This is a genomic window from Pseudomonas sp. TE12234 (assembly GCF_054061835.1).
This window is the reverse complement of record NZ_JBSSEP010000006.1, coordinates 47,110-72,981: the sequence shown is the minus strand read 5'-3', so window position 1 is coordinate 72,981 and position 25,872 is coordinate 47,110. Positions and strand designations below refer to the sequence as shown.

At 59.9% G+C, this 25,872-nt stretch carries 26 protein-coding genes; 13 read left to right on the top strand and 13 right to left on the bottom strand.

Annotated elements, in window-relative coordinates; genetic code table 11:
- Positions 1-23: 23 nt before the first annotated feature.
- Positions 24-776: a sulfate transporter CysZ gene (gene cysZ, locus ACVWYU_RS11765; protein WP_457372747.1), complete on the bottom strand. Its 753-nt coding sequence runs from the start codon at positions 774-776 to the stop codon at positions 24-26.
- 315 nt (positions 777-1,091) lie between these two features.
- Between cysZ and trxB the strand changes: the two genes are divergently transcribed.
- Positions 1,092-2,048: a thioredoxin-disulfide reductase gene (gene trxB / locus ACVWYU_RS11760; protein ID WP_390958769.1), complete on the top strand. Its 957-nt coding sequence runs from the start codon at positions 1,092-1,094 to the stop codon at positions 2,046-2,048.
- A 178-nt stretch (positions 2,049-2,226) separates the two neighbouring features.
- On the opposite strand, the gene ACVWYU_RS11755 is transcribed toward trxB, so the two are convergent.
- From ACVWYU_RS11755 to ACVWYU_RS11725, 7 genes are all read right to left on the bottom strand, one after another.
- On the bottom strand, positions 2,227-3,477 hold the full coding sequence (locus ACVWYU_RS11755) for a 2-aminoadipate transaminase (protein ID WP_457372746.1): 1,251 nt from the start codon (positions 3,475-3,477) through the stop codon (positions 2,227-2,229).
- Between the two features lie 252 nt (positions 3,478-3,729).
- Complete coding sequence (locus ACVWYU_RS11750) at positions 3,730-4,068, bottom strand: HopJ type III effector protein (protein ID WP_090316202.1); 339 nt, start codon at positions 4,066-4,068, stop codon at positions 3,730-3,732.
- Positions 4,061-4,357 (bottom strand): DUF1244 domain-containing protein, encoded by a 297-nt coding sequence (locus ACVWYU_RS11745; RefSeq protein WP_047537806.1) that lies wholly within the window; start codon positions 4,355-4,357, stop codon positions 4,061-4,063. The genes ACVWYU_RS11750 and ACVWYU_RS11745 overlap by 8 nt, the downstream gene beginning before the upstream one ends.
- Before the next feature lie 69 nt (positions 4,358-4,426).
- Positions 4,427-4,798 carry a dihydroneopterin triphosphate 2'-epimerase gene (gene folX / locus ACVWYU_RS11740; RefSeq protein WP_008026970.1) on the bottom strand — a complete coding sequence of 124 codons (372 nt, stop codon included), beginning with the start codon at positions 4,796-4,798 and terminating at the stop codon, positions 4,427-4,429.
- A 2-nt stretch (positions 4,799-4,800) separates the two neighbouring features.
- Positions 4,801-5,376: a GTP cyclohydrolase I FolE gene (gene folE / locus ACVWYU_RS11735; RefSeq protein ID WP_090316205.1), complete on the bottom strand. Its 576-nt coding sequence runs from the start codon at positions 5,374-5,376 to the stop codon at positions 4,801-4,803.
- A 20-nt stretch (positions 5,377-5,396) separates the two neighbouring features.
- On the bottom strand, positions 5,397-6,107 hold the full coding sequence (gene folM / locus ACVWYU_RS11730; protein WP_390958774.1) for a dihydromonapterin reductase: 711 nt from the start codon (positions 6,105-6,107) through the stop codon (positions 5,397-5,399).
- 182 nt (positions 6,108-6,289) lie between these two features.
- Positions 6,290-6,859, bottom strand: coding sequence for an antibiotic biosynthesis monooxygenase (locus ACVWYU_RS11725; RefSeq protein WP_457372745.1), 570 nt, complete (start codon positions 6,857-6,859; stop codon positions 6,290-6,292).
- 212 nt (positions 6,860-7,071) lie between these two features.
- Between ACVWYU_RS11725 and ACVWYU_RS11720 the strand changes: the two genes are divergently transcribed.
- Complete coding sequence (locus ACVWYU_RS11720) at positions 7,072-8,031, top strand: MerR family transcriptional regulator (protein WP_457372837.1); 960 nt, start codon at positions 7,072-7,074, stop codon at positions 8,029-8,031.
- 2 nt (positions 8,032-8,033) lie between these two features.
- Here ACVWYU_RS11720 and ACVWYU_RS11715 read toward each other — a convergent pair whose 3' ends face one another.
- Both ACVWYU_RS11715 and ACVWYU_RS11710 read right to left on the bottom strand, forming a co-directional pair.
- Complete coding sequence (locus ACVWYU_RS11715; RefSeq protein WP_090316218.1) at positions 8,034-8,639, bottom strand: hypothetical protein; 606 nt, start codon at positions 8,637-8,639, stop codon at positions 8,034-8,036.
- A 72-nt stretch (positions 8,640-8,711) separates the two neighbouring features.
- Entirely contained in the window at positions 8,712-9,170 is a 459-nt protein-coding gene (locus ACVWYU_RS11710) for a PAS domain-containing protein (RefSeq protein WP_090316220.1), read from the bottom strand.
- A gap of 101 nt (positions 9,171-9,271) precedes the next feature.
- Between ACVWYU_RS11710 and ACVWYU_RS11705 the strand changes: the two genes are divergently transcribed.
- The 4 genes from ACVWYU_RS11705 (at position 9,272) to ACVWYU_RS11690 (ending at position 12,743) form a co-directional block, all read left to right on the top strand.
- Positions 9,272-9,727 (top strand): flavodoxin, encoded by a 456-nt coding sequence (locus ACVWYU_RS11705; protein WP_247255983.1) that lies wholly within the window; start codon positions 9,272-9,274, stop codon positions 9,725-9,727.
- Positions 9,728-9,960: 233 nt separating this feature from the next.
- Positions 9,961-10,743 (top strand): class II aldolase/adducin family protein, encoded by a 783-nt coding sequence (locus tag ACVWYU_RS11700; protein ID WP_090316226.1) that lies wholly within the window; start codon positions 9,961-9,963, stop codon positions 10,741-10,743.
- Positions 10,743-11,645, top strand: coding sequence for an alpha/beta fold hydrolase (locus tag ACVWYU_RS11695; RefSeq protein ID WP_247255981.1), 903 nt, complete (start codon positions 10,743-10,745; stop codon positions 11,643-11,645). Before ACVWYU_RS11700 ends, ACVWYU_RS11695 begins: the two co-directional genes overlap by 1 nt.
- A gap of 186 nt (positions 11,646-11,831) precedes the next feature.
- Positions 11,832-12,743 carry an SDR family oxidoreductase gene (locus tag ACVWYU_RS11690; RefSeq protein WP_457372744.1) on the top strand — a complete coding sequence of 304 codons (912 nt, stop codon included), beginning with the start codon at positions 11,832-11,834 and terminating at the stop codon, positions 12,741-12,743.
- 49 nt (positions 12,744-12,792) lie between these two features.
- Here the strand turns inward: ACVWYU_RS11690 and ACVWYU_RS11685 are convergent, their stop codons facing one another.
- Positions 12,793-13,563: an N-acetylmuramoyl-L-alanine amidase gene (locus tag ACVWYU_RS11685; RefSeq protein ID WP_457372743.1), complete on the bottom strand. Its 771-nt coding sequence runs from the start codon at positions 13,561-13,563 to the stop codon at positions 12,793-12,795.
- Between the two features lie 839 nt (positions 13,564-14,402).
- Between ACVWYU_RS11685 and ACVWYU_RS11680 the strand changes: the two genes are divergently transcribed.
- The 4 genes from ACVWYU_RS11680 to ACVWYU_RS11665 all read left to right on the top strand — a co-directional run bounded on the left by ACVWYU_RS11680 (position 14,403) and on the right by ACVWYU_RS11665 (position 20,749).
- Positions 14,403-16,196: a DUF1302 domain-containing protein gene (locus tag ACVWYU_RS11680; protein WP_457372742.1), complete on the top strand. Its 1,794-nt coding sequence runs from the start codon at positions 14,403-14,405 to the stop codon at positions 16,194-16,196.
- Between the two features lie 23 nt (positions 16,197-16,219).
- Complete coding sequence (locus tag ACVWYU_RS11675) at positions 16,220-17,587, top strand: DUF1329 domain-containing protein (RefSeq protein ID WP_247255977.1); 1,368 nt, start codon at positions 16,220-16,222, stop codon at positions 17,585-17,587.
- Positions 17,588-17,726: 139 nt separating this feature from the next.
- Complete coding sequence (locus ACVWYU_RS11670) at positions 17,727-20,279, top strand: LuxR C-terminal-related transcriptional regulator (RefSeq protein ID WP_457372741.1); 2,553 nt, start codon at positions 17,727-17,729, stop codon at positions 20,277-20,279.
- Positions 20,280-20,422: 143 nt separating this feature from the next.
- The gene (locus ACVWYU_RS11665; protein WP_457372740.1) at positions 20,423-20,749 is read left to right on the top strand and encodes a hypothetical protein; all 327 of its coding nucleotides are present in this window, start codon (positions 20,423-20,425) and stop codon (positions 20,747-20,749) included.
- 33 nt (positions 20,750-20,782) lie between these two features.
- Here the strand turns inward: ACVWYU_RS11665 and ACVWYU_RS11660 are convergent, their stop codons facing one another.
- A complete protein-coding gene (locus ACVWYU_RS11660; protein ID WP_457372739.1) occupies positions 20,783-21,598 on the bottom strand; it encodes an IclR family transcriptional regulator in 816 nt (271 codons plus the stop codon).
- 166 nt (positions 21,599-21,764) lie between these two features.
- Here ACVWYU_RS11660 and hmgA point away from each other — a divergent pair, with 166 nt between their 5' ends.
- The 3 genes from hmgA to maiA are packed head-to-tail and all read left to right on the top strand — an operon-like array spanning position 21,765 to position 25,025.
- Positions 21,765-23,069, top strand: coding sequence for a homogentisate 1,2-dioxygenase (hmgA, locus tag ACVWYU_RS11655; RefSeq protein ID WP_457372738.1), 1,305 nt, complete (start codon positions 21,765-21,767; stop codon positions 23,067-23,069).
- 3 nt (positions 23,070-23,072) lie between these two features.
- The gene (gene fahA, locus ACVWYU_RS11650) at positions 23,073-24,377 is read left to right on the top strand and encodes a fumarylacetoacetase (protein ID WP_457372737.1); all 1,305 of its coding nucleotides are present in this window, start codon (positions 23,073-23,075) and stop codon (positions 24,375-24,377) included.
- 12 nt (positions 24,378-24,389) lie between these two features.
- Positions 24,390-25,025: a maleylacetoacetate isomerase gene (gene maiA, locus ACVWYU_RS11645; protein WP_457372736.1), complete on the top strand. Its 636-nt coding sequence runs from the start codon at positions 24,390-24,392 to the stop codon at positions 25,023-25,025.
- A gap of 34 nt (positions 25,026-25,059) precedes the next feature.
- Here maiA and ACVWYU_RS11640 read toward each other — a convergent pair whose 3' ends face one another.
- Complete coding sequence (locus ACVWYU_RS11640; RefSeq protein ID WP_090316261.1) at positions 25,060-25,863, bottom strand: SirB1 family protein; 804 nt, start codon at positions 25,861-25,863, stop codon at positions 25,060-25,062.
- Positions 25,864-25,872: the final 9 nt, after the last annotated feature.

Sequence of the window (25,872 nt, the reverse complement as noted above, 5' to 3'; positions counted from 1 at the left end):
TGCATGATGGATTTGTGACCGTCTCAGCGCTGGGTCACCAGGTTCTCAACCCCACGTTCACGCACCCAGAACAGCGTCGCTCCGGCCACCGCAGCCGGCATCATCAGAATGTTGACCACCGGAATCAGCAGCACCAGATAAACGATGCCGCCGAAACTCATGCACTGCCAGCGCTTCTGTCGCAACCAGGCGAGCATTTCGTTCCAGCCCAGCTTGTGGTTATCCGCCGGGTAGTCGATGTACTGGATCGCCATCATCCAGACCCCGAACAGCAGCCACAATGGCGCGGCGATGATGTTCACCACCGGGATGAACGAAAGAATGAACAGAGCGATCGCCCGTGGCAGGAAGTAACCGAGCTTGCGCATTTCCCGGGCCAGGGTACGGGGGATCATGGCGATCAGCTCGCCCCAGCTGAATGCCGGGAAGTCGTCGGTACCCCGTACCACCACTTCGACTTTTTCCGCCAGAAAGCCGTTGAACGGCGCGGCGATGACGTTGGCGAGCAGGGTGAAGGTGAAGAACACCATCAACACCACCAGCACCACGAACAGCGGCCACAGGACATAACTGAGGAAGCTCAGCCAGTCGGGCAGGGACGGCATCAGGGTGTCGACCCACAGGCTGAATTGATGGCCGGCCAGATAGATCAATCCGACGAACAGCACCAGGTTGATCGCAAGTGGAAGTATTACGAAAAGGCGCAGGCTGGGGCTGAGAACCAGTTTCAGGCCTTCGCGCAGGTATTGCGGGCCGGACAGAACAGGGGCGGGCATAACGTGCTCCGAGCAGAGGGAAAACGCGCCGACCTTACCGGCTTTGCCTGACGGGCGAAAGCGCGGTAGCGGCATCGACATTAACTGTAACAAAGGCGTCCTGATAATCACGGTGATCGGATAGAGACCACCTATGAGCTGGATTGTTAAACCGTATTTCCTTAATCTTCGCCCCCTCGATACGCTGCACCCAATCTTTTTACAGGACTGTCGAGTTCCAGCCTTCCCCAAGGCTTTCAATGGTCCTTTTTTAATTCCCGCCGGCAAGCCGGCGTTCCGCGCCAGGTGTTCCGGGCCGGTCAACAGGAGCAGGTCATGTCTGAAGTCCGTCATTCGCGAGTGATTATTCTCGGTTCCGGCCCTGCCGGTTACAGTGCCGCGGTTTATGCCGCCCGTGCCAACCTCAAGCCGCTGCTGATCACCGGCATGCAGGCCGGCGGTCAACTGACCACCACCACCGAAGTCGACAACTGGCCGGGCGATGTCCACGGCCTGACCGGCCCGGCGCTGATGGAGCGGATGAAAGAGCACGCCGAGCGCTTTGAAACCGAGATCGTTTTCGATCACATCAACGCCGTGGACTTCGCTGCCAAGCCGTACACCCTGACCGGTGACAGCGCGACCTACACCTGCGATGCGCTGATCATCGCCACCGGTGCCAGCGCCCGCTACCTGGGCCTGCCGTCCGAAGAAGCATTCATGGGCAAAGGCGTTTCGGCCTGTGCGACCTGCGACGGTTTCTTCTACCGCAACAAGCCAGTGGCTGTGGTCGGTGGCGGCAACACCGCTGTGGAGGAGGCGCTGTACCTGGCCAACATCGCCAGCACCGTGACCTTGATTCACCGTCGTGAAACCTTCCGCGCCGAGAAAATCCTGATCGACAAGCTCAACGCCCGCGTGGCCGAAGGCAAGATCATTCTGAAACTGAACGCGACCCTGGACGAAGTCCTGGGCGACAACATGGGTGTGACCGGTGCCCGTCTGAAGAACAACGACAGCAGCTTCGACGAAGTGAAAGTCGACGGCGTATTCATCGCCATCGGCCACACCCCGAACACCTCGCTGTTCGAAGGTCAGCTGACGTTGAAAGACGGCTACCTGGTTGTGCAGGGCGGCCGTGATGGCAACGCCACGGCGACCAACCTCGAAGGTATCTTCGCGGCCGGTGACGTGGCTGACCACGTGTACCGTCAGGCCATCACTTCGGCCGGTGCGGGCTGCATGGCGGCACTGGATGCCGAGCGTTACCTGGACAATCTGCAGAACGCTTGATTCTGCGATCGTAAAAGAACCGGCTTCGGCCGGTTTTTTTATTGCCTCGAAGAAATCTCATTCCTGAAGGAGCGAGCACGCTCGCGATGGTGTTCAACGATGACGCTGGCAACCTGACACCCCGCGGTGCCCTGTCGTCCATCGCGAGCAGGCTCGCTCCTACAGGGAAGGGAGGTGTTCAGACCAATTTCTTCAGACAAGCTTCGAGAATATCCAACCCTTCCTCCAGCACCGCTGCCTCCGTGGTCAACGGGGCCAGCAGCCGAATGATGTGGCGCGATTTACCGCTGGGCATCAGCAGCAAACCGGCGTCCCGCGCCAGGGCCAGCAATTGCGTCAACTGCGCCGCTGCCGGCGTGCCATCGGGCTTGATCATTTCGATGCCGCGCATCGCCCCGACGCCCGTCAGTCGTCCCAGGTACGGCGACAGCTTGTTCGTGCGCCAGGATTCGTAGCGGCTGACAATCGCTTCTTCCTGCTGCGAGCCCCAGGCTTGCAGATGGGCATCGGTCATTTCATCCAGGGTCGCCAGTGCGGCAGCACAGGCGATGGGATTGCCCGAGTAGGTGCCGCCGAGTCCGCCCTTGGGCAAGTTGTCGAGCAGTGATTTGCGCCCGACCACCGCACCCAGCGGCACGCCGCCTGCGATGCTTTTGCCCAGCAGGATCAGGTCAGGCTCGATGCCCAGTCGCGAGAAGGCGAAGCGTTGGCCGGTACGGCCGAAACCGGACTGGATTTCATCGGCGATCAGCACAATGCCTTTCTCGTCGCAGAAGCGCCGTAATGCCTGGGCGAACTCAACGTCCATCGCCAGGAAACCGCCCTCGCCCTGCACGGGTTCGACAATGAAACACGCCACGTCTTCGACATCGATCTCGACGCTGAACAGCCGCTCCATCGCCTTCAGGGCCTCGGCGCAGGTCACGCCGTTGTCCTGGCTCGGGAAGGGCAGGTGATACACCGGGCCTGGCAACACACCGACTTTCTGTTTGTAGGGCGCGACTTTGCCGTTGAGGTTGAGGGTGGCCAGCGTACGACCGTGGAAGCCTCCATCGAAGGCGATCACGGCGCTGCGGCCGGTGGCGCCGCGCACGATCTTCAGGGCGTTTTCCGCCGCCTCGGCGCCGCTGTTGGTGAGCATTCCGCTGACAGGGTAATCCACCGGGACAAACGCGCTCAGGCGATCCATCAAGGCGATGTAGGGTTCATGTTGCGCCGCGTTGAACGCGTAATGGGTCAGCCGGGTGGCCTGTTCACGAATGGCTCCGACGATGCGCGGATGGCAGTGGCCGAGGTTGAGTACGCCAATCCCACCGACGAAGTCGATGTAGCGTTTGCCATTGGTGTCCCAGACCTCGGCGTTTTTACCGTGGCTGAGGGTGACAGGGTGAACGACGTTGATCGACTGGCTGATGCTTTCGCTGCTCATGAATGACCGGCTCGGAAGAAGGAGGACTTCCTTTTATCTAAGCCGTGAGCAGCACTGGCGGGCAAACGAAATAAAGTGGCGGGATCAATCTTAAAAGTCAGGACGTGGTTCGGGCGCCTTGAACGCTGAACTTGTAGGCGCGAGCCTGCTCGCGATGGTGGTCAACGATAACGTTGGCAACCTGACACCCCGCGGTGCCCTGTCGTCCATCGCGAGCAATCGAGCGTCGCCCGACTGCTCCTGCAAGTTAAATCAGCGGCGGGTCAGGGGCTGTTGAGCGAACTTCACGCCGGCCAGGCCATGGGCCATCAACGCACGGATATTGCCGTGATCGCTGCCTTCAGGCGTCGCCAGCACCGAACGGTAGTGTTCGCCGAACGCCAGCAGGGCTTCTTCATCGCTCAAGCCTTCCAGCAGTGCCAGGCCCAGCGTCTTGCACGAACCTTCGTTCTGTCCGGCGGCGTTTTCCACACCACCGTTGTTGAACGCCTGTGGCTGGTAGTCGTAACCGGCGGCGATGAACGCCAGGGTATCGGCGAAGGCGTGTTCGCCGCTTTTGAGGCTGGCGCGCAGGGTGTTCAAATCACTCATTGGGTTTTCCTTTGGCAAACGCCGCTTGTTGTTCGGCGCTGGCTTCTTGCTGAAATTGGGCTTTCCAGTCGGCGTACGGCATGCCGTAAACCACTTCGCGGGCTTCGTCGAGGCTGACCTCGATCTGGCGTTCGTCGGCCGCCGCCTTGTACCACTTGGACAGGCAGTTACGGCAGAAACCCGAGAGGTTCATCAGGTCGATGTTCTGGACATCCTTGCGGCTGTCCAGGTGGGCCACCAGCCGGCGGAAGGCGGCGGCTTCGAGTTCCAGGCGTTGTTGATCGTTCATGGCGGGCTCTGTGAAATCCAGTCGTGGCGCGGGATGATAAAAGTCTGGCGGGCAATCCGCCAGACGCACTCAGCGACTCGCCGCCAGGGTGATCGACACCGACTCGGCGAATCGCAGGGCGTGGGGCTTGTCCACTTCGACCTCGGCATACAGTACCGACTCGTTGGCCATGACCAGATCGAGAATCTCCTGGGTCAGGCGTTCAAGCAGGGCGAAGCGATTGCCCTCGACGTGGGCGATGATGGCCTTGGTGATGGTCCGGTAGTTCAGCGCGTGATCGATGTCATTGTCACGCACGGCTTCCTGGGCCGCGTAGAGGATGGTCAGGTTGATCAACACATCCTGCTTGTTGAGGATTTCGTCCTCGTTGATGCCGATGAAGGTGCGCAGGCACAGGTCCTTGACCCGGATGCGTGCCATGCCTGGTTGAAGTTGTGGCATTACTACTTGCTCCGTCCAATCAATTGCAGGAACTCCTGGCGGGTGTTGCTCGATTCTCGGAAGGCGCCGAGCATCACCGAGGTGTTCATGGTCGAATTCTGTTTCTCGACGCCGCGCATCATCATGCACATGTGCTGGGCTTCGATGACCACCGCCACGCCCGCCGCGCCGGTCACTTGCTGCACCGCGTCGGCGATTTGCCGGGTGAGGTTTTCCTGGATTTGCAGGCGTCGGGCGAACATGTCCACCAGCCGTGCGATTTTCGACAGGCCCAGCACCTTGCCCGTGGGAATATAAGCCACATGCGCCTTGCCAATGAAGGGCAGCAGGTGATGTTCACAAAGCGAGTAGAGCTCGATGTTGTCGACGATGACCATTTCATCATTGTCGGACGCGAACAACGCACCGTTGACGATTTCTTCGACACTCTGGTCGTAACCGTGGCAGAGGTATCGCATGGCCTTGGCCGCGCGCACCGGCGTGTCGAGCAGACCTTCGCGGTCGGGGTCTTCACCGAGACCGATGAGGATCTCGCGATAGCTCTGAGACAAAGCGTTCTGAGGCAGGGATAACGTCATGGAAAATCCTCGCGGGACACTTATTTGATGTGCCTTCCGCCGTTGACGGTCAGGGTCGTGCCGGTGACATAAGGGTTGTCGAGCAAATAGCGCAGGCTCTGGTAGATCACTTCGCTGCCGGGTTCGATACCCAGCGCGGATTTGGCCAACGCCTTGGCGCGGTAGGCCGCGTCGTCATCAGGATTGAACAGTAGCAGGGCCGGGGCGATCCCGTTGACCTTGATGCCCGGCGCGTATTTTGCGGCGAATGACAGCGTCAGGCTGTCGAGCCCGGCTTTGCTGGCGCAGTAGCCAATGTGCCTGCTGCTGCCCTTGCGGGTCACGTCATCGCTGATGTGCACGATGTCGGCGGGGCTGGAGCGTTCGAGCAGCTCGGCGCAATGCAGGTTGATCAGGTAGGGCGCCAGCATGTGCACGCTGAACATGCGGGTGAAGGCTTCGCCTTCGGTCTCCGGGGTTTCGGCCAGCCATTCAGAGGCGTTATGCACGATCGCCCGCAGGCTGTCGGTATGGGTTTTCAGTTCGCTGATGAAGGCAAGGATTCCGCCTTCGGTGGCGAAATCGGCGAACAGCGCCGTCGCCCCCAGATCGCGCAGGGTTTGCACGCCGGGGCGCTCGCTGCGGTAGCTGAAAATCACGCGATGGCCGTCTTCGAGCAGGCGCTGCGCGCAATGCAGGCCGACACGTTGGCCGGCGCCGGTGATGAGGATTGGGGCTGCGCAAGAGGTCATGAACGGCTCGCTTTGCGGTAAGAGCAAAACTATAACAGCGCAATGCGGCGTTCACCTACGCCCCCGGTAGGAGCAGCCGGTCGACGCTCGACTGCTCGCGATGAGCCCGAGAACGCTGGGAGCCTGATACCCCGCAGCGTTCTTGGGCTCATCGCGAGCTGGCTCGCTCCTACAGGAGGAGATCAGCGGTTTTGAGGGCTTGGCTCGGCGGACAACCGGCGCACAGGTTTGCTATTGAGCCAACCCGCCAGCAGCCGGGTCGACAGTGGAATGAAGCAGTAGACCATCAACGGCGTCAGGCACAGCGTGCTGACCAATATCCGCGGCAGCAGGCTCATTTCGCCCAACAACGGTCCGAGAGCAAAGTTGAACAGCAGCGACACCGGAAAGAACGCCAGCCAGATCGCCACCGCCTGTTTCCAGCGCGGCGGACGTTGGCCGGCTGCGCCGAACCAGCCTTCGATGCCACTGACCCGATGCTCTGTCGGATGGGCGAACAGGTCGCTGCCGCGCGCCAGCCAGGCAGTCCGCGAGGCGGAGTGCTCCCAGGTGTGCAGGGTCTGTTCGTCGGCGAAGCGGAAAATAATCTGGAATTCGTCATCCTCGGGCGGCGGAGCGAGCACGCCGGAGCCGAGGTAACCGGGGAAGTCGGTGGCCAGTTGTTCGCCTTCGCGCAGCCAGGCAATCAGATCCTGATAGCGCCCATCGGCGACGCGACGCGCCACCATCAGCGTGACGGGTGAGGTAGACATTGTGTATCTCCATTAAGACTTTGCGTCGTTCCGGATAGGAACTTCGCCAAACGCAGTGCCGGGGTAGAGGGCTGCGTATCGGGTCAAGCAAGGATTGTTCCGTATTCTAACTGTTTTCGTATTTGTTGTTTTTCGATCACACATCGCTTGAATGGGGATGGGGAAGGGGAGTTAGAATGAGGTCCGAACCACACATGGACGTCGAACTCCAGATGCCCGTACTCACTGATGTTGCTTCAGGCGTACCGCAGACTGTATCTCTTGAGCAGCAAGAGCTTTTTCCCATTCGCGAAGTGTCGCGCCTGACCGGCGTCAATCCGGTCACGCTACGCGCATGGGAACGCCGCTACGGTCTGATCGTGCCAACGCGCACCGAAAGTGGGCATCGCCTGTATTCGATGACCGATATCGAGCGTGTGCGCAGCATTCTCGGCTGGATCGAACGCGGTGTCGCGGTCAGCAAGATTGGCAAGATTCTGGCCAGGTCCGAGCCGCTGCAGGCGTTGTCCCACATTATCCCCAACGACCTTGTGCAAGCGGATTACGCGCAATGGCAGCAACAGGTCCAGGCCGCCGTCAGTGCGTTTGATGACGTTCAACTCGAACAGGTCTATGGACAGATCTATTCCAGCTACAGCCAGCCGGTCGTGTTTCAGGACATCCTTCTCCCGCTCTGGAAGCAATTGCTGCAACGCCAGGATTCATTCGGCCGGACCAGCGAGTGGCTGTTCCTGGACGGCTTTCTGCGCTCTCGGGTATTGCAGCGGCTGCTGTTGATCCGTGACAAGCAGCCAAGGCGAGTCATCGTCAGCGCCCTGGATGGCCAATGCCGGGAACTGGAATTGCTGGTAGCGGCCTTGTTCCTGAGCAGTGGGCAAACCGGCGTGCGTGTGTTGACCATTGGCCAGCCGTTCGACGAGTTGACCCTGGTGTGCGAAAGGATCAAGCCCCAGGCGCTGGTGCTTTTTTCCAATCACGTACCAGCCCCTGAATTGCCACGGCGCTTGAATCGCCTGGCTATGAGCCTGGAGTGTCCGTTGTTGTTGGCCGGTGATGCGTCCGACCTGGCACAGGAAAGCCTGGCCGGATCGTCGATCGGTTGCCTGGGGAACGAGGGTGTGGTGATGCGCCAGCGTCTGAAACAGTTCCTGGCGGGCGATCTGGATACTTGAGTTCAGAGATGCAGCGCAGGATGAGTCAACCGATGTTGCTGCAGGATGTATTGGCGCAGGCGCTCGGTTTCATCGGTGTCGCTCTGGCTCAACTGATAGGCGTAGAAGCCATTTTCGGTTTCTTTCTCCAAGGTGCCGCGCAGCGCAATTCGCTCGTAGCCTGAAGGGCTGAACCAGAGCGCGAAATGCTTCGGCGCCTTGGTCTTGTTGCGGACCTCCAGCAAAACCCCTTTGAACGAGACTTCGTGCACCCACATCGTGCCGGGTTGTCCCTGGGAGTTCTCCAGCGCCACCGGTTCGTCGAGCACCAGTCGCCAAGGGCGAACCAAGGGGCCGTCCTCATAAATGCTGGGGACGCCAAGACGTAAATGCAACGCATGAAACTCGTCTTCCACCAGGTGCAGCGGGAAAGTTATTTGCTGGTTTTCGAAGTTGGCTTGAATGGTGACTTGTTCGTGTGCGGCAAGGCGCGTGAGCAAGTCACGGATTTGCGAACCGCCATTGACGAGCAGACTCGACGTCGCGTCCCGCACATTGAGCTGCGGGTTGTGTTGCATGGTCTGGATAAAATCCAGCTCATCCTGGGTGAGGAGCGCGTCGCGTTGCATGGCAGGCTCGAAAGAATTAGTTACAAAGCGTTCGGTGATTGTAGTTAAAGACAATTGGTTCGCTGTTTTGTTTTAACCGTTCGTCGCTTTGAGCGCTGCCAGTTCGGCCTGAACCTCGGCCAACTGCGCTTCAAGCTGCACAATCCGCTGCTGGGCCTTGACCTGCACCGTCACGTCTTTTTGCACACCGATGAAATAAACCAGTCCGTTGCTCGGGTTTTTCACCGTCGAAATGGACAGCTCATTCCAGAACGGTGTGCCGTCCTTGCGGTAATTGCGCAGGATTTCCCGGCACGATCCTTCGTTGTTCAATGCATCACGGATCTTCGACAACGCTGGCTGATCGCGGTCGCCCGATTGCAGGAAGCGACAATCCTGATAGAGGATTTCTTCGCTGGTGTAACCGGTCAGGCGTTCGAAGGCAGGGTTGACGTAAATCAGGATCTTGTCTTGATCGCCTTCTTTTTCGGCAATCACGATGCCGTCGTTGGAGGCGTTGATCACCAGTTGCAGCAGTTTCGCGTTGATCATGGGCGGAACCCTTCCTTGTCGGTTGTCCGGGGATTCTAAAAGAACAATAAAGACCGTGCTGTTAAGATCCCGGTCTTTTACTCAGCTTCAGGATCAGATTGATGAAAGTCGCCATCATTTCCGGCTCGGTGTACGGCACGGCTGAAGAGGTTGCCCGTCACGCCGCCAGCCTTTTGCAAGCCGCGGGTTTCGAAACCTTTCACAACGCCCGTGCAAGTCTGGCCGATGTCCAGGCCTTTGGCCCGCAGGCCTTCCTGGCAGTGACCTCGACCACCGGCATGGGTGAGTTACCCGATAACCTGCAACCGCTGTATTTCGCGATCCGTGACCAATTGCCGGCAGCCTGGCGTGGGTTGCCGGGCGCGGTGATCGGCTTGGGCGATGCGAGCTATGGCGATACCTTCTGCGGCGGTGGCGAGCTGATGCGCGAGTTGTTCGGTGAGCTCGGCATTCGCGAAGTCCTGCCAATGTTGCGCCTGGACGCCAGTGAAAGCGTCACGCCGGAAACGGACGCCGAGCCCTGGCTGGCAGAGCTGGTCGGCGCTCTGCGAGGCTGATCAGGCACCGCTCGACGCTTGTAAACATCGATTTTCAGGACGCTGACGGGGCGGCAGACAGGGGCCGCCTCGTCTTCTCTGGCGGCGGTACTTTGACGTGGCTCCCATTTCATGGGGCGACTGACTCGCTCGGCCATCAAGCTGGCTGCTAATGCAACTACGCGAACCTTTGGGGGTGTCTAGACTCGGTAGTCATTGGAAACACTCCATAATAAAAACAGAGGTTCCTTGCCGTGAGCGTAGCCCCCGTCCAATCCTCCAACAGCGTCAAAGACCAGGTCAGTGCCGCCGAGTGGCAGACCCGGGTCGACCTGGCGGCCTGTTACCGCCTGGTTGCCCTGCACGGCTGGGACGATCTGATTTTCACCCACATCTCGGCCAAGGTGCCCGGCACCGAAGACTTCCTGATCAACCCGTTCGGGATGATGTTTCACGAAATCACCGCCTCAAGCCTGGTCAAGGTCGATCAGGCCGGCAACAAGCTGATGGACAGCCCCTACGAGATCAATCCGGCCGGCTATACGATCCACAGCGCGGTGCACGAGGTTCGTCATGATGTCGTCTGCGTGCTGCACACCCACACTGCCTCGGGTGTTGCGGTCTCGGCGCAGAAACAAGGCATTTTGCCGATCAGCCAACAGTCGTTGTTTGTCCTTTCCAGCCTGGCGTATCACGCCTACGAAGGTGTTGCGCTGAACCACGAAGAGAAGGCGCGACTGCAGGCCGACCTCGGGGAAAACAATTTCCTGATGCTGCACAACCACGGGTTGCTGACCTGCGGCAGCACCATCGCCGACACCTTCCTGATGATGTTTACCTTCCAGCGCGCCTGCGATATCCAGGTCATGGCGCAGGGCGGTGGCGCCGAACTGATCGCCATCGAACCGCAGATTCTGGCGGGTGCCAAGGCGATGATCGCCGGTGTCACCAAAAGTGCTCAAGGCATGGGCGGAGCGTTGGCCTGGCCAGCGCTGCTGCGCAAACTCGATAAACAAGACCCGGGTTATAAACTCTAATGGCACTCGCTGAGATTCCGCTGTGTATCTGGCGCAAGCGCAGCCAGACGTTCGTCTTCCGTGGCCAGACCATTCGTTACTGGACGGCAGGGCAGGGTGAGCCGTTGCTGCTCATTCATGGCTTCCCGAGCGCCAGTTGGGATTGGCATTACTTGTGGCAGCCGCTGGCTCAGCGCTATCGGGTGATAGCCTGCGACATGCTCGGTTTCGGAGACTCGGCCAAACCGGTCAACCACTCGTACAGTTTGCTGGAGCAGGCTGATCTGCAACAGGCGCTGCTGGCCCAACTGGGTGTCGAGCAGCCCGTGCACCTGCTGGCGCATGATTACGGCGACAGCGTGGCTCAGGAGTTGCTGGCCCGGCATTATGAAGCCCGTATTCACGTCGCCAGTTGCGTGTTCCTCAACGGCGGCCTGTTCCCGGAAACCCACCGTCCGGTGCTGATGCAAAAACTCCTGCTCAGCCCCTTGGGCTGGATGATTGGTCGCGCGTTCAGTCGTGATGGCCTGGTGAAGAGTTTCCGCCAGATCTTCGGCCCGCAGACCCGTCCCACTGAAAGCCAAATGGATGACTTCTGGAGCCTGATCGACAGCAATCACGGGCCGCGAGTCATGCACAAGCTGATCGGTTACATCCCTGAGCGGCGGGTGCAGCGCGATCGGTGGGTCGCCGCCATGCAGCGCGGTGAAGTGCCGTTGCGAGTGATTGATGGTGAGGTCGATCCGATCTCCGGCGCGCACATGGTCGCGCGCTATCGGGAGCTGATCCCCAACCCGGATGCGGTGCTCCTGACCGACATCGGCCATTACCCGCAGATCGAGGCGCCGTGCGAGGTGCTCAAGCACTATCTGGCGTTTCGCGATCAGCAGGTGCTGCCGCCGCTCAAGGTGGCGTGTTCCTGAGTCCGGCTGAACGCTGAACACCTTGTGGAGAGGGAGCAAGCTCCCTCGCCACAAAGTCCTCGTTGTCTGACGTTCATCATCCCCCAGCCTTATCGCGCACCATTCAGCCTCCCCTCAGTTCATTGTGACCCGCTGCGCCGTGCCTGAAACTCCAAGGCAATGTCCCTGGCCTGTTGGAGTTCTCCCATGAATGAATCTGTGCGCTTCGAAGATAAAGTCGTGATCATCACCGGTGCGGGTGGCGGCCTGGGACGGGCGCACGCGCTGTTGTTCGCTCAACAGGGCGCCAAGGTGCTGGTCAACGACCTCGGCGGTTCGACCCAGGGTGAAGGCGCCAATGCGTCGGCCGCCGACCGTGTGGTCGCGCAAATCTGTGACGCCGGTGGCACCGCCGTGGCCAACCACGACTCGGTCACCGATGGCGACAAGCTCGTGCAACATGCCCTCGACGTCTTCGGTCGTGTCGATGTGGTGGTCAATAACGCCGGCATCCTGCGTGATAAAACCTTCCACAAAATGGAAGACGCCGACTGGGACCTGGTGTACCGCGTCCACGTCGAAGGCGCCTATAAAGTCACCCGAGCGGCCTGGCCGCACATGCGCGAGCAAAACTATGGCCGGGTGATTTTCACGGCGTCCACCTCGGGCATCTACGGCAACTTCGGCCAATCCAACTACGGCATGGCCAAGCTCGGCCTCTACGGCCTGACCCGTACCCTGGCCATCGAAGGCCGCAAGAACAACATCCTGGTCAACGCCATCGCCCCCACCGGCGGTACGCGCATGACCGAAGGCTTGATCCCGCCGCAAGTGTTCGAACAACTCAAACCGGAACTGGTCAGCCCGCTGGTGGTGTACCTGGCCAGCGAAAACTGCCAGGAAACTTCCGGCCTGTTCGAAGTCGGCGGCGGCTGGATGGGCAAGGTGCGCTGGGAGCGCAGCCTGGGCGCCGGGTTCGACCCACGGGTGGGTTTCTCCCCGGAGGACGTGGCGGCGCACTGGCAGCAGATTTGTGATTTCGAGGGCGCGGCGCATCCGAAGGACAACATTGAAGCGCTGAAGGAAATGATGGGCAATTTGCAGAAGTATTCGTTGTAACGCAGCAGGCAAGGTCATGCTGAATGACCTTGCCGATTGTGTTTATGGGCTATCGAGGAAAGTACTTGGATACCAGCGCCGCCAGGGTTGCGGCTGTTTGCGCATCCATGACCCCATCGTAACGCTCCGGGCGAAAATGCATCTGAAAGGCCCGGACCAGTTGTTTAAAACCTTGCTCGGTCTCAGCGCCTGAGATGTCATATCCGTAGGACTTGAATAGCGCCAACAACTCGCTGCGCGATGGAATGGCGCTGGCGTTGTATCGCTGCAGAAAGTCGTCCCGGGTGGCCTCATCGAACCAGGCGCCGATGCCTTTGAGGTAAAGCGCATGCCAGGGAAACGCAGGTCCCGGGTCGCTTTTTCGTCCAACCGCGATATCCGAGTGACCTAATACCTGGGTCGGAGTGATGTCCGGGTAGCGCTTGAGGATATTCAGCGCCAGTTCTTCAATGGCAGCGATCTGTTCGGGATGATACGGCGGGAAAGTGAAATCGCCGTTGTTATCCGTCGCAAGATTGATGATTTCAATGCCAATGGAGGTGTCATTCAGATTGCTGCGACTGCCCCACTGGCTGACGCCCGCATGCCAGGCCCGATGGGACTCATCCACCAGGTTGAAGACTTCCTGTGCGGTAAAACCTTCGCTCAGGTAACTTGGATCAGTGATGTCCGGAACCAGGTAGTGGGCGCTGACGCTCGGCCCTGTCAGAATCTTCACCGAGCTGGAGAAGTTGCCGGCTGTGTAGTGGAAGATAAGAAAGCGTATTCGGCTGTTGTAACTTTTACTTGAACGGTATTTGTTGTAGCTGATGGGTTTCATAAAAGCACTCGCAATGAATCGGGAAGAGGTCAGCTGATTGTGGGAAGTGTCTGACCTGCGATTTAGCTTAATCGCTGGAGTGCTCCGGGTAGTTACAAAGTTCTGTAGGTGTTTTCTGAGCTTGATGTAGGTTGAAAGCTGTTTTTTGGCTAGTGCGCGTTTGAGTGTAAGGGGAGGTAATTTAAAAGTTACTAAAGATTAAAATAATAAAGGTGGAAAGTGTGTCGTTCATGTGTAGTTATTAGTGGGGGCGGCGAAATGGTTGTATGAGATATATCTTTGCGTAAAAAGATATTACTTACGCAATATCAGGAAGTCTATCTGTCGACCGTGGTTCAAGTGGATCCAGTCGGCCCTACAAAAACGGCGCCCATAAAAAAGGCCGCTGCAAACGCAGCGGCCAAGGTAAGACGTTGGATCAGGAGCTACAAATCAACGTCAGTGAACACAGGGCGATGAGTCGAAACCGTCAATCTCATCTGAAAACTGTCATGAACGGGATGGTCGGATCACACACCGTTGCTTCGTGCTTCCAGGTGGGTTCCCGTGAAAGCCAGGCCAGAATAAGTGTTTGCTGGCAAAGGAAAAACAGCGATTCGCGACATGCAGTGTTACAGCCCGCGCAACAGTGCCGTTTTTGCCCCTCCCATTCAGCCCCCCCCCGCGATATGCGCATGGATGATGGTCCTGCATCCAGCTCATCCATGCCTCGCGCAAAACGCCCTGCCATGCGGCCTGTCATCCCTTAGAGGTACACCACGAATACCTCCTTGGTGCGCTTATCGCCCCTGGCGGGCGGCAGTAGGGTGAGGCCTTCTGTCACTCACCGGGGAAGACGCATGACAAAAACAACAATGCGCGCCATCTTCACACCGCAGGCGCTGGTCGCTGCGGTGGTCTTGGGTTGCTGCGCCCAGGCGCAGGCCATTTCATTCAACATCGGCGAGATCGAGGGGACGTTTGACTCGTCACTGTCAGTGGGCGCGAGCTGGGGCATGCGCGATGCCGAAGATTCGTTGGTGGGCACGGTCAATGGCGGTTCCGGACAGTCCTCGACCGGCGATGACGGGCGGTTGAACTTCAAGAAGGGCGAGACGTTCTCGAAGATCTTCAAAGGCATCCATGACCTCGAGCTCAAGTACGGCGACACCGGTGTGTTCGTCCGTGGAAAATATTGGTACGACTTCGAACTAAAGGACGAAAACCGCGAGTTCAAGCCCATCAGCGACGAGGGCCGCCAGGAGGGTGCCAAGTCTTCCGGTGGACAGATCCTCGATGCCTTCGTCTATCACAACTACGCCATCGCCGACCTGCCGGGCACGGTGCGTGCAGGCAAGCAGGTGGTCAGTTGGGGTGAAAGCACGTTCATCGGCAACTCGATCAACAGCATCAACCCGGTGGATGTGTCCGCCTTCCGCCGTCCCGGTGCCGAGATCAAGGAAGGCCTGATTCCGGTGAACATGCTGTTCGCTTCCCAGGGCCTGACGGACAAATTGACCGTCGAAGGCTTCTACCAGCTGGAATGGGACCAGACCGTCCTCGATAACTGCGGGACCTTCTTCGGCGTCGATGTGGCAGCGGATGGTTGCAACAAGAACTACACCGTCGCCAATCCGGCGATCGCCCCGTTGCAACCGATAGCTGCCGCGTTTGGCCAGGGGTTTGAAGTCAGCAAGGAGGGCGTGATCGTGCCCCGTGGCAGTGACCGTGATGCCCGCGATTCCGGGCAATGGGGGACGGCGCTGCGCTGGCTTGGCGACGATACCGAGTACGGCCTGTACTTCATGAACTACCACAGTCGCACGCCGACGGTGGGCACCGTCACCGCGGGTGCCAGCACGCTGGCGAGCATTCCGGGGATCGTGGCCACGGCCAACCGGATTGCGCCCGGCAGTGGCTCGGGGCTCGCGCAAAGTGTGATGCTCGGGCGCGGTCAGTACTACCTCGATTACCCGGAAGACATTCGCCTGTACGGCGCAAGTTTCTCCACCACCTTGCCGACCGGTACCGCATGGACCGGCGAGATCAGCTATCGGCCCAACGCGCCGGTGCAGGTCAACACCAACGACCTGACGCTGGCCATGCTCAACCCGATTGCCGGCGGCGCGGCATCGCCCATTGCATCCAGTCCGGGTGCCGATAACAAGGGCTATCGGCGCAAGGAAATCACCCAGGTCCAAAGCACCCTGACGCACTTCGTCGATCAGGTGATGGGCGCTGATCGCCTGACCCTGGTGGGCGAGGCCGCGGTGGTTCACGTCGGTGGCCTGGAAGCCCGCAGCAAGCTGCGCTACGGCCGCGACTCGGTGTACGGGCAGTATGGTTTCGGCGGCGATACCGATGGTTTCGTGACCTCGACCTCCTGGGGTTATCGCGCACGGGCCATCCTCGATTACAACAACCTCATCGCCGGCATCAACATCAAGCCCAACCTGTCGTGGTCCCACGACGTCAGCGGTTACGGCCCCAACGGGCTGTTCAACGAAGGTGCCAAGGCCATCAGCCTCGGCGTCGATGCCGACTATCGCAATACCTACACCGCAAGCCTCAGTTACACCGATTTTTTCGGGGGTGACTACAACACCCTCGAAGACCGCGACTTCGTGGCGTTGAGCTTTGGCGTGAACTTCTGATCTGGCTGAGAAGGATGATTTCCATGCGCAAGATGATTCTGCAATGCGGTGCCCTGGCCCTCGGTCTGCTGGCCGCCAACGTGATGGCGGCGGTGACGCCGGAAGAAGCCAACAAACTCGGCACCAGCCTTACACCGCTCGGTGCGGAGAAGGCCGGCAACGCCGACGGTTCGATTCCACCCTGGACCGGCGGCCTCCCGAAAAACGCTGGTGCGGTGGACAGCAAGGGGTTCCTGGCCGATCCATTTGCCAATGAAAAGCCCTTGTTCGTCATCACGGCCGCGACGGTCGACAAGTACAAGGACAAGCTGTCCGATGGGCAGATAGCGATGTTCAAGCGTTATCCCGAGACCTACAAAATCCCGGTTTATCCGACGCACCGCACCGCGGCCCTGCCACCGGAAATCTATGAGTCGGCCAAGCGCAGCGCGCTCAATGTAACGCCGATCAACGACGGTAACGGTCTGGCCAACTTCACCGGCAATCGCTATTACGCGTTCCCGATTCCAAAGAACGGAGTCGAGGTGATCTGGAACCACATCACCCGTTATCACGGCGGTAATCTGCGACGCACCATTACCCAGGCAACGCCGCAATCGAATGGTGATTTCACCGTCATCCGCTTCAAGGACGAGGTGGCCGTACCGTCCCTGCTGGGGGATTACAAACCGGGCAGCGATGAAAACGTGCTCAGCTATTTCAAGCAGGAGGTGACCGCACCGGCGCGGCTGGCGGGCAACGTGTTGCTGGTTCACGAGACCCTCGATCAGGTCCAGGAGCCGCGCAAGGCGTGGATCTACAACGCTGGCCAGCGCCGCGTGCGGCGTGCACCGCAAGTGGCCTATGACGGCGTCGGCACCTCATCGGACGGGTTACGCACCACCGACAACTTCGACATGTTTTCCGGAGCGCCGGATCGCTACGACTGGAAACTGATCGGCAAGAAAGAAATGTACATCCCGTACAACAGCTACAAGCTCGATTCGCCTGACCTGAAGTACACCGATGTGATCAAGGCCGGGCACATCAATCAGGACCTGACCCGCTATGAGTTGCACCGGGTCTGGGAGGTTGTCGCCACGGTCAAGCCCAACGAGCGGCACATATACGCCAAGCGCCACATGTACCTCGACGAAGACACCTGGCAAGTGGCCCTGGCCGATCACTACGACGGTCGCGGACAGCTCTGGCGTGTGGCCGAGGGGCATGCCCAGTTCTACTACGATCATCAGGTTCCGGCCTATACCGTCGAAGCGCTGTATGACTTGATTGCTGGTCGTTACATCGCCCTGGGGATGAAAAACGAAGAGAAGCGCAGCTTCGAATTCAACATCGCGGCAAAAGCCGGGGACTACACGCCTGCAGCCTTGAGGAGTACAGGTGTGAAGTAGTCTTCCTACAGGCTTTACACAAAAAGGTGACCTCGCGGTCACCTTTTTTATGGGTGTAAATCAGTCTGCTGAATACTTCTTCAACAAGCGTTCGGGAGAGGTCTAGGGTGGCGCCACAACTATAAAAAGGCGCCTCATAATGACTGCCATGACCCTGGGTCTGGACCGTCCTGGACCCCTGCCTCGTTTGTCTTCTCACCACCTGTCTCGCGACCGTTTAATTGAGCCGTTGCTGGCCTCGCCAGCGCGGGTGAAGTTGCTTTGCGCCCCGGCCGGCAGCGGCAAGAGCGCCCTGCTCACCGAGTGTCTGCTGCGAGCACCAACGCACTGTCGCGTGTATTGGCTGTCGTTGGCGGGGGCGTCCTTGAGTGTTGTCGAGTTCCAGCAATGGCTGGCCTGCACACTGGGGCTGCCTGGGGCGGATGAGCTTGCTTTGCTGGAGGCTCTGGCCAGGCTGCAAACGCCCACTTGGCTGTTTCTCGATGATTACTGTCGCGTGCCCAATCCTGAGCTCGACCGCTTGCTGGACCGTTTACTGGCTGTCAGAAATCCACTGTTGAACTGGTGGTTGGGTTCGCGCCGGCGTCCATCATGCAACTGGCCACGCTTGTTGCTCGACGATGAGTTGTACGAATGCGAGGCGCGGGCCCTGGCATTCAACGAATCGGACATCGAACAATTGCTCGTCCATGTCGTGCCGCCGCAGTCAGCCAATACGGCCAGGAGGATCATCCAGCGTAGCGGTGGCTGGTGCGCCGGCGTGCGCATCGCCTTGCTCGACGGTTGTCAGTGGGCGGCCGGGGAGGGCAGGCAGGGGCGATCGGCGACGTTGCTCGATTACCTGCAACATGAACTGTTCAACACCTTGCCGCCAGAACTGGTGGAAGCCTGGCAAGTGCTGGCGCACCTGCCGCGCTTCAATGCCAGCCTGTGCGAGCATCTGTTTGGCGCCGGTGAGGGCGCGCAGTGGTTGCACGCCTTGCAGGACATGGGGTGTTTCATCGAACCCTGGGAGGACTCGCCCGACTTGTTGCGGGTGTTCGTGCCATTGGCCCGGGCCATGCGCGAGGAACAAGGTTCGGCAGGGCGCTCCTGGCACCGGCGCGCCTGTCAGTGGTTCACCACCGAGGAGGACTGGCAGGGCGCGTTCGAGCAGGCGTTGTTGGCCGAAGAGTTCGAGGTGGCGGTCAGCCTGTTGCAGCACTTCAGCTTTGAGCATTTGTTCCGCCGGGAGAATGTGCGTCTGTTGCTCAGTCTGCATGAGCGCCAAGGTGAAGAATTGACCCTTGGTACGCCGCAATTGGTGGGTTTGATCACCGCGGCGTTGTTGTTTGCCGGGCGCTTCGATCAGGCCGCGTCGTGCATCGAGCAACTGGTGCGGTTCACGCCTCAGCCGACGGCGGCCCTGCAACGGCAACTGCTGGCGCGCTGGCAGGCTCAGCAGGGCTGGTTGCTGCATTTGCAGGGGCGGATGGAAGCGGCGCGCACGCACTTTATCGAGGCGCTGGCCGAGTTGGACTCCGACGCTTGGGCCGCGCGCTTGTTATGCCTGTCCGGGCTGACCCAGCAAGCGCTGCTGACCGCCGACCTCGATGGCGCACAGGCCTTCAATCGTGAGGCGCTGTGTCTGGCGCGGGCGCAGGGTTCGCTGCTCTTTGAAGGCTTGCTCGAACTCGATCATGCCCAGTGGCTGGAGCAGCGCGGTGCTCCCCAGCGAGCCGAAAGTTTGTTGGCGGATATCCATGAATTACTGTGTCGGCAGGCCGATCGCCCGACGCCGCTGCTGGGGCGGATTGCCTTGCGACGCGGACGTCTGGCGCTCTGCCAGGGGCAGGATGGCCTGGCATCCCGGTTCTTCCAGTCCGGTCTGCAGGACTGCCTGCACAGTCAGGACAAACGCGCGTTGTATGGTTTTCTCGGGTTGGCACAGGTGGCCGCCAATCAGCGCGATTACGCACAGGCGTTTGACCGGTTACGTGATGCCGAACGGTTGATGCAGCAGCGGCAGATTCCCGACACGGTTTATCGCAGCGCACTGCTGCAGATCAGCAGTCACTTCTGGTTGCAGCAAGGTCGCACGACATTGGCTTGTGAAGCATTGACCCGAGTCCTGCGGCACTACCGTGGACCTCAGGCTCGCCAGGCACCTCCGGCCACCATCGAACTGATCGCGCGGATCGAATACCAGCTGGTGATCGCCGAGACGTATCTGCAACAGGCGAAGCACCCCCTGGAGCGGCTCAAGGCGTTGCTTGATCAAGCGCAACGTGATGCCAGGCTGGCGCTTGAAGCGGAATTGCAATTGGCGATTTGCGAAGTGGCCGATCTGATGGGCGAGACGGCACTGGCGAAGTCGGCCTTGCAGGCCGGGCTGGAACTGGTGAAACGCTGCCATTTGCAACAAGCCTTGTGCGAACTGCGCCTGCGTCAGCCGACATTGCTCAGTCGCTTGGGGGAGGAGGAGCCCCTGGCGCCGTCAACGCTGGACGCCAATCCATTGAGCGTACGAGAACTGGAGGTGCTGAGCCTGATCGCCCAAGGCAACTCCAATCAACAGATTGCCGAACAGTTGTTTATTTCATTGCATACCGTGAAGACCCATGCGCGGCGAATACACAGCAAGTTGGGTGTCGAGCGTCGCACCCAAGCCGTGGCCACTGCGAAGAAGTTAGGGCTCATATCGTCAGGATGAAACGGGTGCTCTTTAAGTGGGTTGAGTATTACCTGCAAGATAGCGAAACATTCTACTGCGTACGTGGTGTGTGAATTTGCCTAGTATGCTTTCCGGCAACAACTAACGAAGATTCATTAATTGGCAAGCAAGGAAGTTAAATCATGGAAGAGCTGAATATTGAACGGGTGCGTGCCATGTTGCATGCAAGACTCGGCGGTCGTGGTATCAATGTCGATAAAGTGTATGTGAATGGCATTAATAAACTTGACGAACTGCTGGTGACTTATTCCCAAACGCTGGTGTGGGCGTTCCTTCTGCAGTTGCAGGATCGCGAGACTCCCTGCTTTGAAGGAGAGCACCTGGGGTTGTTTACCGAGCCTTACACATTCGACCCGGACTTTCGTTTCAAAGGTCTCGATTTTGACGAACTAAACAGAATGGGCGTAGACATCGCCCAGGTTTTTCTGGGTGACTCCGTAAACGGTTGAAAGCAGTGATGCCCGCGGCAGTGGGTATGAATGTTATTTGCGTGTTCCCTCCAGCATCTCTGAGCGGGCGGGACTCTCGTAACCCATGCGCCAACTGACGGCCCGCGATGCCGCGAGTAATCGCTGCGCCGCCGGGCCGTTTTCGTCGGCGTGAAACAGCGATGCCGGGCCCACCACCGTCAGCACGGCCACCACTTTCCCCATCGCATTGAACACCGGCGCCGACAAGGCATCCACACCGGGCATCAACAAACCATGCACATGATGCAGGCCGCGTGCGCGGATCTGTTCGCACATGGCGGCATAGGTTGGGTCATCCGCCAGGACGTGGGCTGATTGGCCCCGCAATTCCTGCTCGCGCAGGTCCGCGGTCTCGCGCTTGGGCAGGTAGGCGCCAAAGACCAGTCCCGTCGATGAACTGAGCAACGGCAGCACCGAGCCCAATTGCGTCACAACCGTCACCGCGCGCACCGCCGGCTCGATGTGCACCACGGTTGCCCCCTGGTTGCCCCATACCGCCAGGAAGCAGGTTTCGTTCAAGTCGTCGCGCAACTCGGCCAAGGGCAGGGCGGCGACTTTCAGCACGTCCATACTATTGAGTGCGGCCAGCCCGACGCGCAAGGCTTCGCGGCCCAGGCCGTAATGGTTGGTGACGCTGTTCTGTTCGGCAAAACCGCTGGCGATCAGCGCCTGCAGATAGCGGTGAACCTTGCTCGCCGGCATCTGCACGTGCTCGGCCAGGCGCGAGAGCGAAGTCGAGGGGGACAACTGCGCCAGGGCCTTGAGGATGTCGGTACCCACCTCGGCCGAGCGTACTTTCTGTTTACCGTTGCTGTCTGGCTTTTCCATGGAGGCGGTGTGATCCCGGGACGAATGGGCGTCTTTATAGCTTGACGGTCAATACCAATCAAATTACGTTAAGCGTAATTGAATTACGATAAAAATAACCCTGGCGTGTCCCAGACCTCTGCAATGGAGCGACAGGCCACTGCCCACTCCCTGTTCAGGAGGCTCCATGAACCTCGATTCAACGGCGCCAGCGCTGGCTTACCAGTCAGGCTTCGGCAACGAATTCAGCAGTGAGGCATTGCCCGGTGCGCTGCCGGTCGGCCAGAACGCGCCGCAAAAAGCCCCGTACGGCCTCTACACCGAACTGTTCTCCGGTACCGCGTTCACCATGGCCCGCAGTGAAGCGCGGCGTACGTGGATGTACCGCATCCAGCCATCGGCCAATCATCCGGCATTCGTCAAGCTCGAGCGGCAACTGGCCGGTGGCCCATTGGGTGAAGTGACCCCTAATCGGCTGCGCTGGAACCCGCTGGATATTCCCGCCGAACCGACGGACTTCATCGACGGCCTGGTGAGCATGGCCGCCAACGCCAGCGCCGACAAACCGGCCGGGATCAGCATCTACAGCTACCGCGCCAACCGCTCCATGGAACGGGTGTTCTTCAACGCCGACGGCGAATGGCTGCTGGTGCCTGAGCAGGGCCGTCTGCGCATTGCCACGGAACTGGGCGTGCTCGAACTCGAGCCACTGGAAATCGCCGTGCTACCGCGCGGTTTGAAATTCCGCATCGAACTGCTCGACCCGCAAGCCCGCGGCTACATCGCCGAAAACCATGGCGCGCCGCTTCGCCTGCCGGATCTGGGGCCGATCGGCAGCAACGGTCTGGCCAATCCGCGGGACTTCCTGGCCCCGGTGGCCCATTACGAAAACCTCAAGCAGCCGACCACGCTGGTGCAGAAATTCCTCGGTCAGCTGTGGGGCTGCGAGCTCGATCATTCGCCGCTGAACGTGGTCGCCTGGCACGGCAACAACGTGCCGTACAAATATGACCTGCGCCGGTTCAACACCATCGGCACCGTCAGCTTCGATCACCCGGACCCGTCGATTTTCACCGTATTGACCTCGCCGACCAGCGTCCACGGCCTGGCCAATCTGGACTTCGTGATCTTCCCGCCACGCTGGATGGTGGCCGAGAACACCTTCCGTCCACCATGGTTCCACCGTAACCTGATGAACGAATTCATGGGCCTGATCAAAGGCGAGTACGACGCCAAGGCTGAGGGCTTCGTGCCCGGCGGTGCTTCCTTGCACAGTTGCATGAGCGCGCACGGCCCGGATGGCGAAACTTGCACCAAGGCCATCAACGCTGACCTCAAGCCGGTGAAAATCGACAACACCATGGCCTTCATGTTCGAGACCAGCCAGGTGCTGCGTCCGAGCCGGTTCGCCCTCGATTGCCCGCAACTGCAAACCAACTACGATGCCTGCTGGGCCACATTGCCCGCGACTTTCGACCCGACACGGAGATAACCCATGACGCAAACTTCCATCCCTCGCAGTTGGGTTGCTTCCGCCAACGGCCATACGGATTTCCCTTTGCAAAACCTGCCGCTGGGCATCTTCAGCGTGAAGGGTTCGGCGCCACGCAGTGGCGTGGCCATCGGTGAGCATATCTTCGATCTGGAGGCCGCACTCGAGGCCGGCCTGTTCGATGGCGCAGCAAAAGCCGCCGTCGAAGCCACCCGTGGCGGTCAGTTGAATGCGTTCTTCGAACTCGGTCGTGAAGCGCGTGTGGCCTTGCGTGAACGTTTGATCGAGTTGCTCGAAGAAGGCAGCAGCCTGCGCGGCAAGATCGAAGTCCAGGGCGCAAAACTCCTGCCACTGGCGGCGGATTGCGTGATGCACCTGCCGGCGAAAATCAACGACTACACCGACTTCTATGTCGGTATCGAACACGCGCAGAACGTCGGCAAACTGTTCCGCCCGGACAACCCGTTGCTGCCGAACTACAAGTACGTGCCGATCGGATACCACGGCCGCGCCTCGACCATTCGCCCCTCCGGCACTGACGTGCGTCGCCCGAAAGGCCAGACCTTGCCGGCCGGTCAGAGCGAACCGACTTTCGGCCCTTGCGCGCGCCTGGACTACGAACTGGAACTGGGCATCTGGATCGGTCAGGGCAACGAGATGGGCGACTCCATCGCCATTGGCGACGCCGCCGATCACATCGCCGGTTTCTGCCTGCTCAACGACTGGTCGGCACGGGATATCCAGGCCTGGGAATACCAGCCGCTGGGGCCGTTCCTGTCGAAGAGCTTCATCACCAGCATCTCGCCGTGGGTCGTCACCGCCGAAGCGCTGGAGCCGTTCCGTCGCGCCCAGCCCGCGCGTCCTGAAGGCGACCCGCAGCCGCTGCCGTACCTGTTCGACAAGCGTGATCAGGCCTCTGGCGCCTTCGACATCGAGCTGGAAGTGCTGCTGCTGACCGAAGCCATGCGCGAGCAGAACCTGCCAGCCCATCGCCTGACCCTGAGCAACACACAACACATGTACTGGACCGTGGCGCAAATGGTCGCGCACCACAGCGTCAACGGCTGCCAGTTGCAGGCCGGCGACCTGTTCGGATCGGGCACCTTGTCCGGGCCGGAAAATGGTCAGTTCGGCAGCCTGCTGGAAATCACCGAGGGCGGTAAAAAGCCGATCGAACTGGCATCGGGCGAAGTGCGCAAATTCCTCGAAGACGGCGATGAAATCATTCTTCGTGGCCGTTGCCGCCGTGAAGGTTTTGCGTCCATCGGTTTCGGCGAATGCCGCGGCAAAGTGTTGCCGGCGCGCTAAGGGGAACGGGTCATGCAGCTCTATACCTATTACCGTTCGACCTCGTCGTATCGGGTGCGCATCGCTTTGGCGCTCAAAGGCCTGGATTACCAGGCGCTGCCGGTCAACCTGATCGCGCCGCCGGGTGGCGAGCACCGCCAGCCGCCGTATCTGGCCATCAACCCGCAGGGCCGCGTGCCGGCCTTGCGCACCGATGAAGGCGAGCTGCTGATCCAGTCACCGGCGATCATCGAGTACCTGGAAGAGCGTTATCCACACGCGCCGCTGCTGTCGAAAGACCTCGCGGCCCGCGCCCATGAACGTGGCGTGGCGGCGGTAATCGGCTGCGATGTGCATCCATTGCACAACGTCAGCGTGCTCAACAGGCTGCGCCAGTTGGGCCACGACGAGCCGCAGGTGGTGGAGTGGATCGGGCACTGGATAAGCCAGGGGCTGGCGACGGTGGAGCAGTTGATCGGCGACGAGGGTTACTGCTTCGGGCCTGAGCCAGGTCTGGCCGACGTCTACCTGATCCCGCAGCTGTATGCGGCCGAACGCTTCAATATTGCGCTTGAGGCCTATCCACGCATCCGTCGCGTGGCGGCGCTGGCGGCGACACATGCGGCGTTCATCAAGGCGCATCCGGCGAATCAGCCTGATACGCCTTGAATCCCGACACAAATCCCCCTGCGGGAGCGGGCGATCAATGGACGACGGAATTGGGCGGCAAATGCCCCAGTCGTTCAGTGAGGCGAATTCGCTGGATCGGATCATCACTGAGCAACAGTGCATGTTCCAGGTCGAAGCGTTCGGCGTTCGGGCAGTCCAGCCTTTGGTAGAGGCTGGCGCGGGCCAGATAGTCGGCGGCATTGCCATTGCCCAGTTCCAGCACACGTTCGGCGTCGATCAAGGCGCCGATGTAATCGTCGTGGGAAAGGTGCAGTTGACGCAGGTTGCGCGACAGGCGTTGCAGCATCTGCACGGGATCGGCGGTGACCAGGTGTTCGGCGCTGAGTTTCATGTTCGGGCCGTACTGGCGTTGCAGCAATTCCCGGCAATCGTTGGGGTATAGCCGACGGCCGCCGCACGGGTCGAGCAAGTGATCGGCCCCCGGCACGCGCAACAGGAAATGCCCCGGGAAGTTAACCCCGACCAAGGGGATTTCCAGGCCCCTGGCCAGTTCCAGGGCGATCAGCCCCAGGGAAAGCGGTTGCCCGCGGCGCAATGCCAGCACTTTGTTGAGCAAGGCCACCTGTGGGCGCAATGGGCTGAAGTCGTCCTGGGCGAAACCCAGGTCATTCATGCGGCGTAACAAGGGTTGCGCCAGTTCGTTGACCGGCAACATCGGCAAGCCGTAACTCACACGCTGTTGCAACTCATGGAAATCCTGGAGCAACGCCTCGGGGTTTACCTCGCTGTCATGTTCGGCCGCAATCCACAGCGCCGCCTCGAACAGCGCGGGCGGTGAACGTTGCAGACAGGCGAAAAACGATTGGCGCGGTGTCATCAGAATCTC

Excerpts from the sequence above, each read along its gene's own strand:
- ACVWYU_RS11755 (WP_457372746.1), bottom strand. The coding sequence starts at position 3,477 with ATGAGCAGCGAAAGCATCAGCCAGTCGATCAACGTCGTTCACCCTGTC.
- ACVWYU_RS11705 (WP_247255983.1), top strand. The coding sequence starts at position 9,272 with ATGAAAGTCGCCATCATTTCCGGCTCGGTGTACGGCACGGCTGAAGAG.
- ACVWYU_RS11680 (WP_457372742.1), top strand. The coding sequence starts at position 14,403 with ATGACAAAAACAACAATGCGCGCCATCTTCACACCGCAGGCGCTGGTC.
- folE (WP_090316205.1), bottom strand. The coding sequence starts at position 5,376 with ATGACGTTATCCCTGCCTCAGAACGCTTTGTCTCAGAGCTATCGCGAG.
- ACVWYU_RS11670 (WP_457372741.1), top strand. The coding sequence starts at position 17,727 with ATGACTGCCATGACCCTGGGTCTGGACCGTCCTGGACCCCTGCCTCGT.
- ACVWYU_RS11695 (WP_247255981.1), top strand. The coding sequence starts at position 10,743 with ATGGCACTCGCTGAGATTCCGCTGTGTATCTGGCGCAAGCGCAGCCAG.
- ACVWYU_RS11640 (WP_090316261.1), bottom strand. The coding sequence starts at position 25,863 with ATGACACCGCGCCAATCGTTTTTCGCCTGTCTGCAACGTTCACCGCCC.
- ACVWYU_RS11685 (WP_457372743.1), bottom strand. The coding sequence starts at position 13,563 with ATGAAACCCATCAGCTACAACAAATACCGTTCAAGTAAAAGTTACAAC.
- hmgA (WP_457372738.1), top strand. The coding sequence starts at position 21,765 with ATGAACCTCGATTCAACGGCGCCAGCGCTGGCTTACCAGTCAGGCTTC.
- ACVWYU_RS11725 (WP_457372745.1), bottom strand. The coding sequence starts at position 6,859 with ATGTCTACCTCACCCGTCACGCTGATGGTGGCGCGTCGCGTCGCCGAT.
- ACVWYU_RS11745 (WP_047537806.1), bottom strand. The coding sequence starts at position 4,357 with ATGAACGATCAACAACGCCTGGAACTCGAAGCCGCCGCCTTCCGCCGG.
- ACVWYU_RS11750 (WP_090316202.1), bottom strand. The coding sequence starts at position 4,068 with ATGAGTGATTTGAACACCCTGCGCGCCAGCCTCAAAAGCGGCGAACAC.
- cysZ (WP_457372747.1), bottom strand. The coding sequence starts at position 776 with ATGCCCGCCCCTGTTCTGTCCGGCCCGCAATACCTGCGCGAAGGCCTG.
- ACVWYU_RS11715 (WP_090316218.1), bottom strand. The coding sequence starts at position 8,639 with ATGCAACGCGACGCGCTCCTCACCCAGGATGAGCTGGATTTTATCCAG.
- fahA (WP_457372737.1), top strand. The coding sequence starts at position 23,073 with ATGACGCAAACTTCCATCCCTCGCAGTTGGGTTGCTTCCGCCAACGGC.
- folX (WP_008026970.1), bottom strand. The coding sequence starts at position 4,798 with ATGCCACAACTTCAACCAGGCATGGCACGCATCCGGGTCAAGGACCTG.
- ACVWYU_RS11675 (WP_247255977.1), top strand. The coding sequence starts at position 16,220 with ATGCGCAAGATGATTCTGCAATGCGGTGCCCTGGCCCTCGGTCTGCTG.
- ACVWYU_RS11690 (WP_457372744.1), top strand. The coding sequence starts at position 11,832 with ATGAATGAATCTGTGCGCTTCGAAGATAAAGTCGTGATCATCACCGGT.
- ACVWYU_RS11710 (WP_090316220.1), bottom strand. The coding sequence starts at position 9,170 with ATGATCAACGCGAAACTGCTGCAACTGGTGATCAACGCCTCCAACGAC.
- maiA (WP_457372736.1), top strand. The coding sequence starts at position 24,390 with ATGCAGCTCTATACCTATTACCGTTCGACCTCGTCGTATCGGGTGCGC.
- trxB (WP_390958769.1), top strand. The coding sequence starts at position 1,092 with ATGTCTGAAGTCCGTCATTCGCGAGTGATTATTCTCGGTTCCGGCCCT.
- folM (WP_390958774.1), bottom strand. The coding sequence starts at position 6,107 with ATGACCTCTTGCGCAGCCCCAATCCTCATCACCGGCGCCGGCCAACGT.
- ACVWYU_RS11665 (WP_457372740.1), top strand. The coding sequence starts at position 20,423 with ATGGAAGAGCTGAATATTGAACGGGTGCGTGCCATGTTGCATGCAAGA.
- ACVWYU_RS11720 (WP_457372837.1), top strand. The coding sequence starts at position 7,072 with ATGCCCGTACTCACTGATGTTGCTTCAGGCGTACCGCAGACTGTATCT.
- ACVWYU_RS11660 (WP_457372739.1), bottom strand. The coding sequence starts at position 21,598 with ATGGAAAAGCCAGACAGCAACGGTAAACAGAAAGTACGCTCGGCCGAG.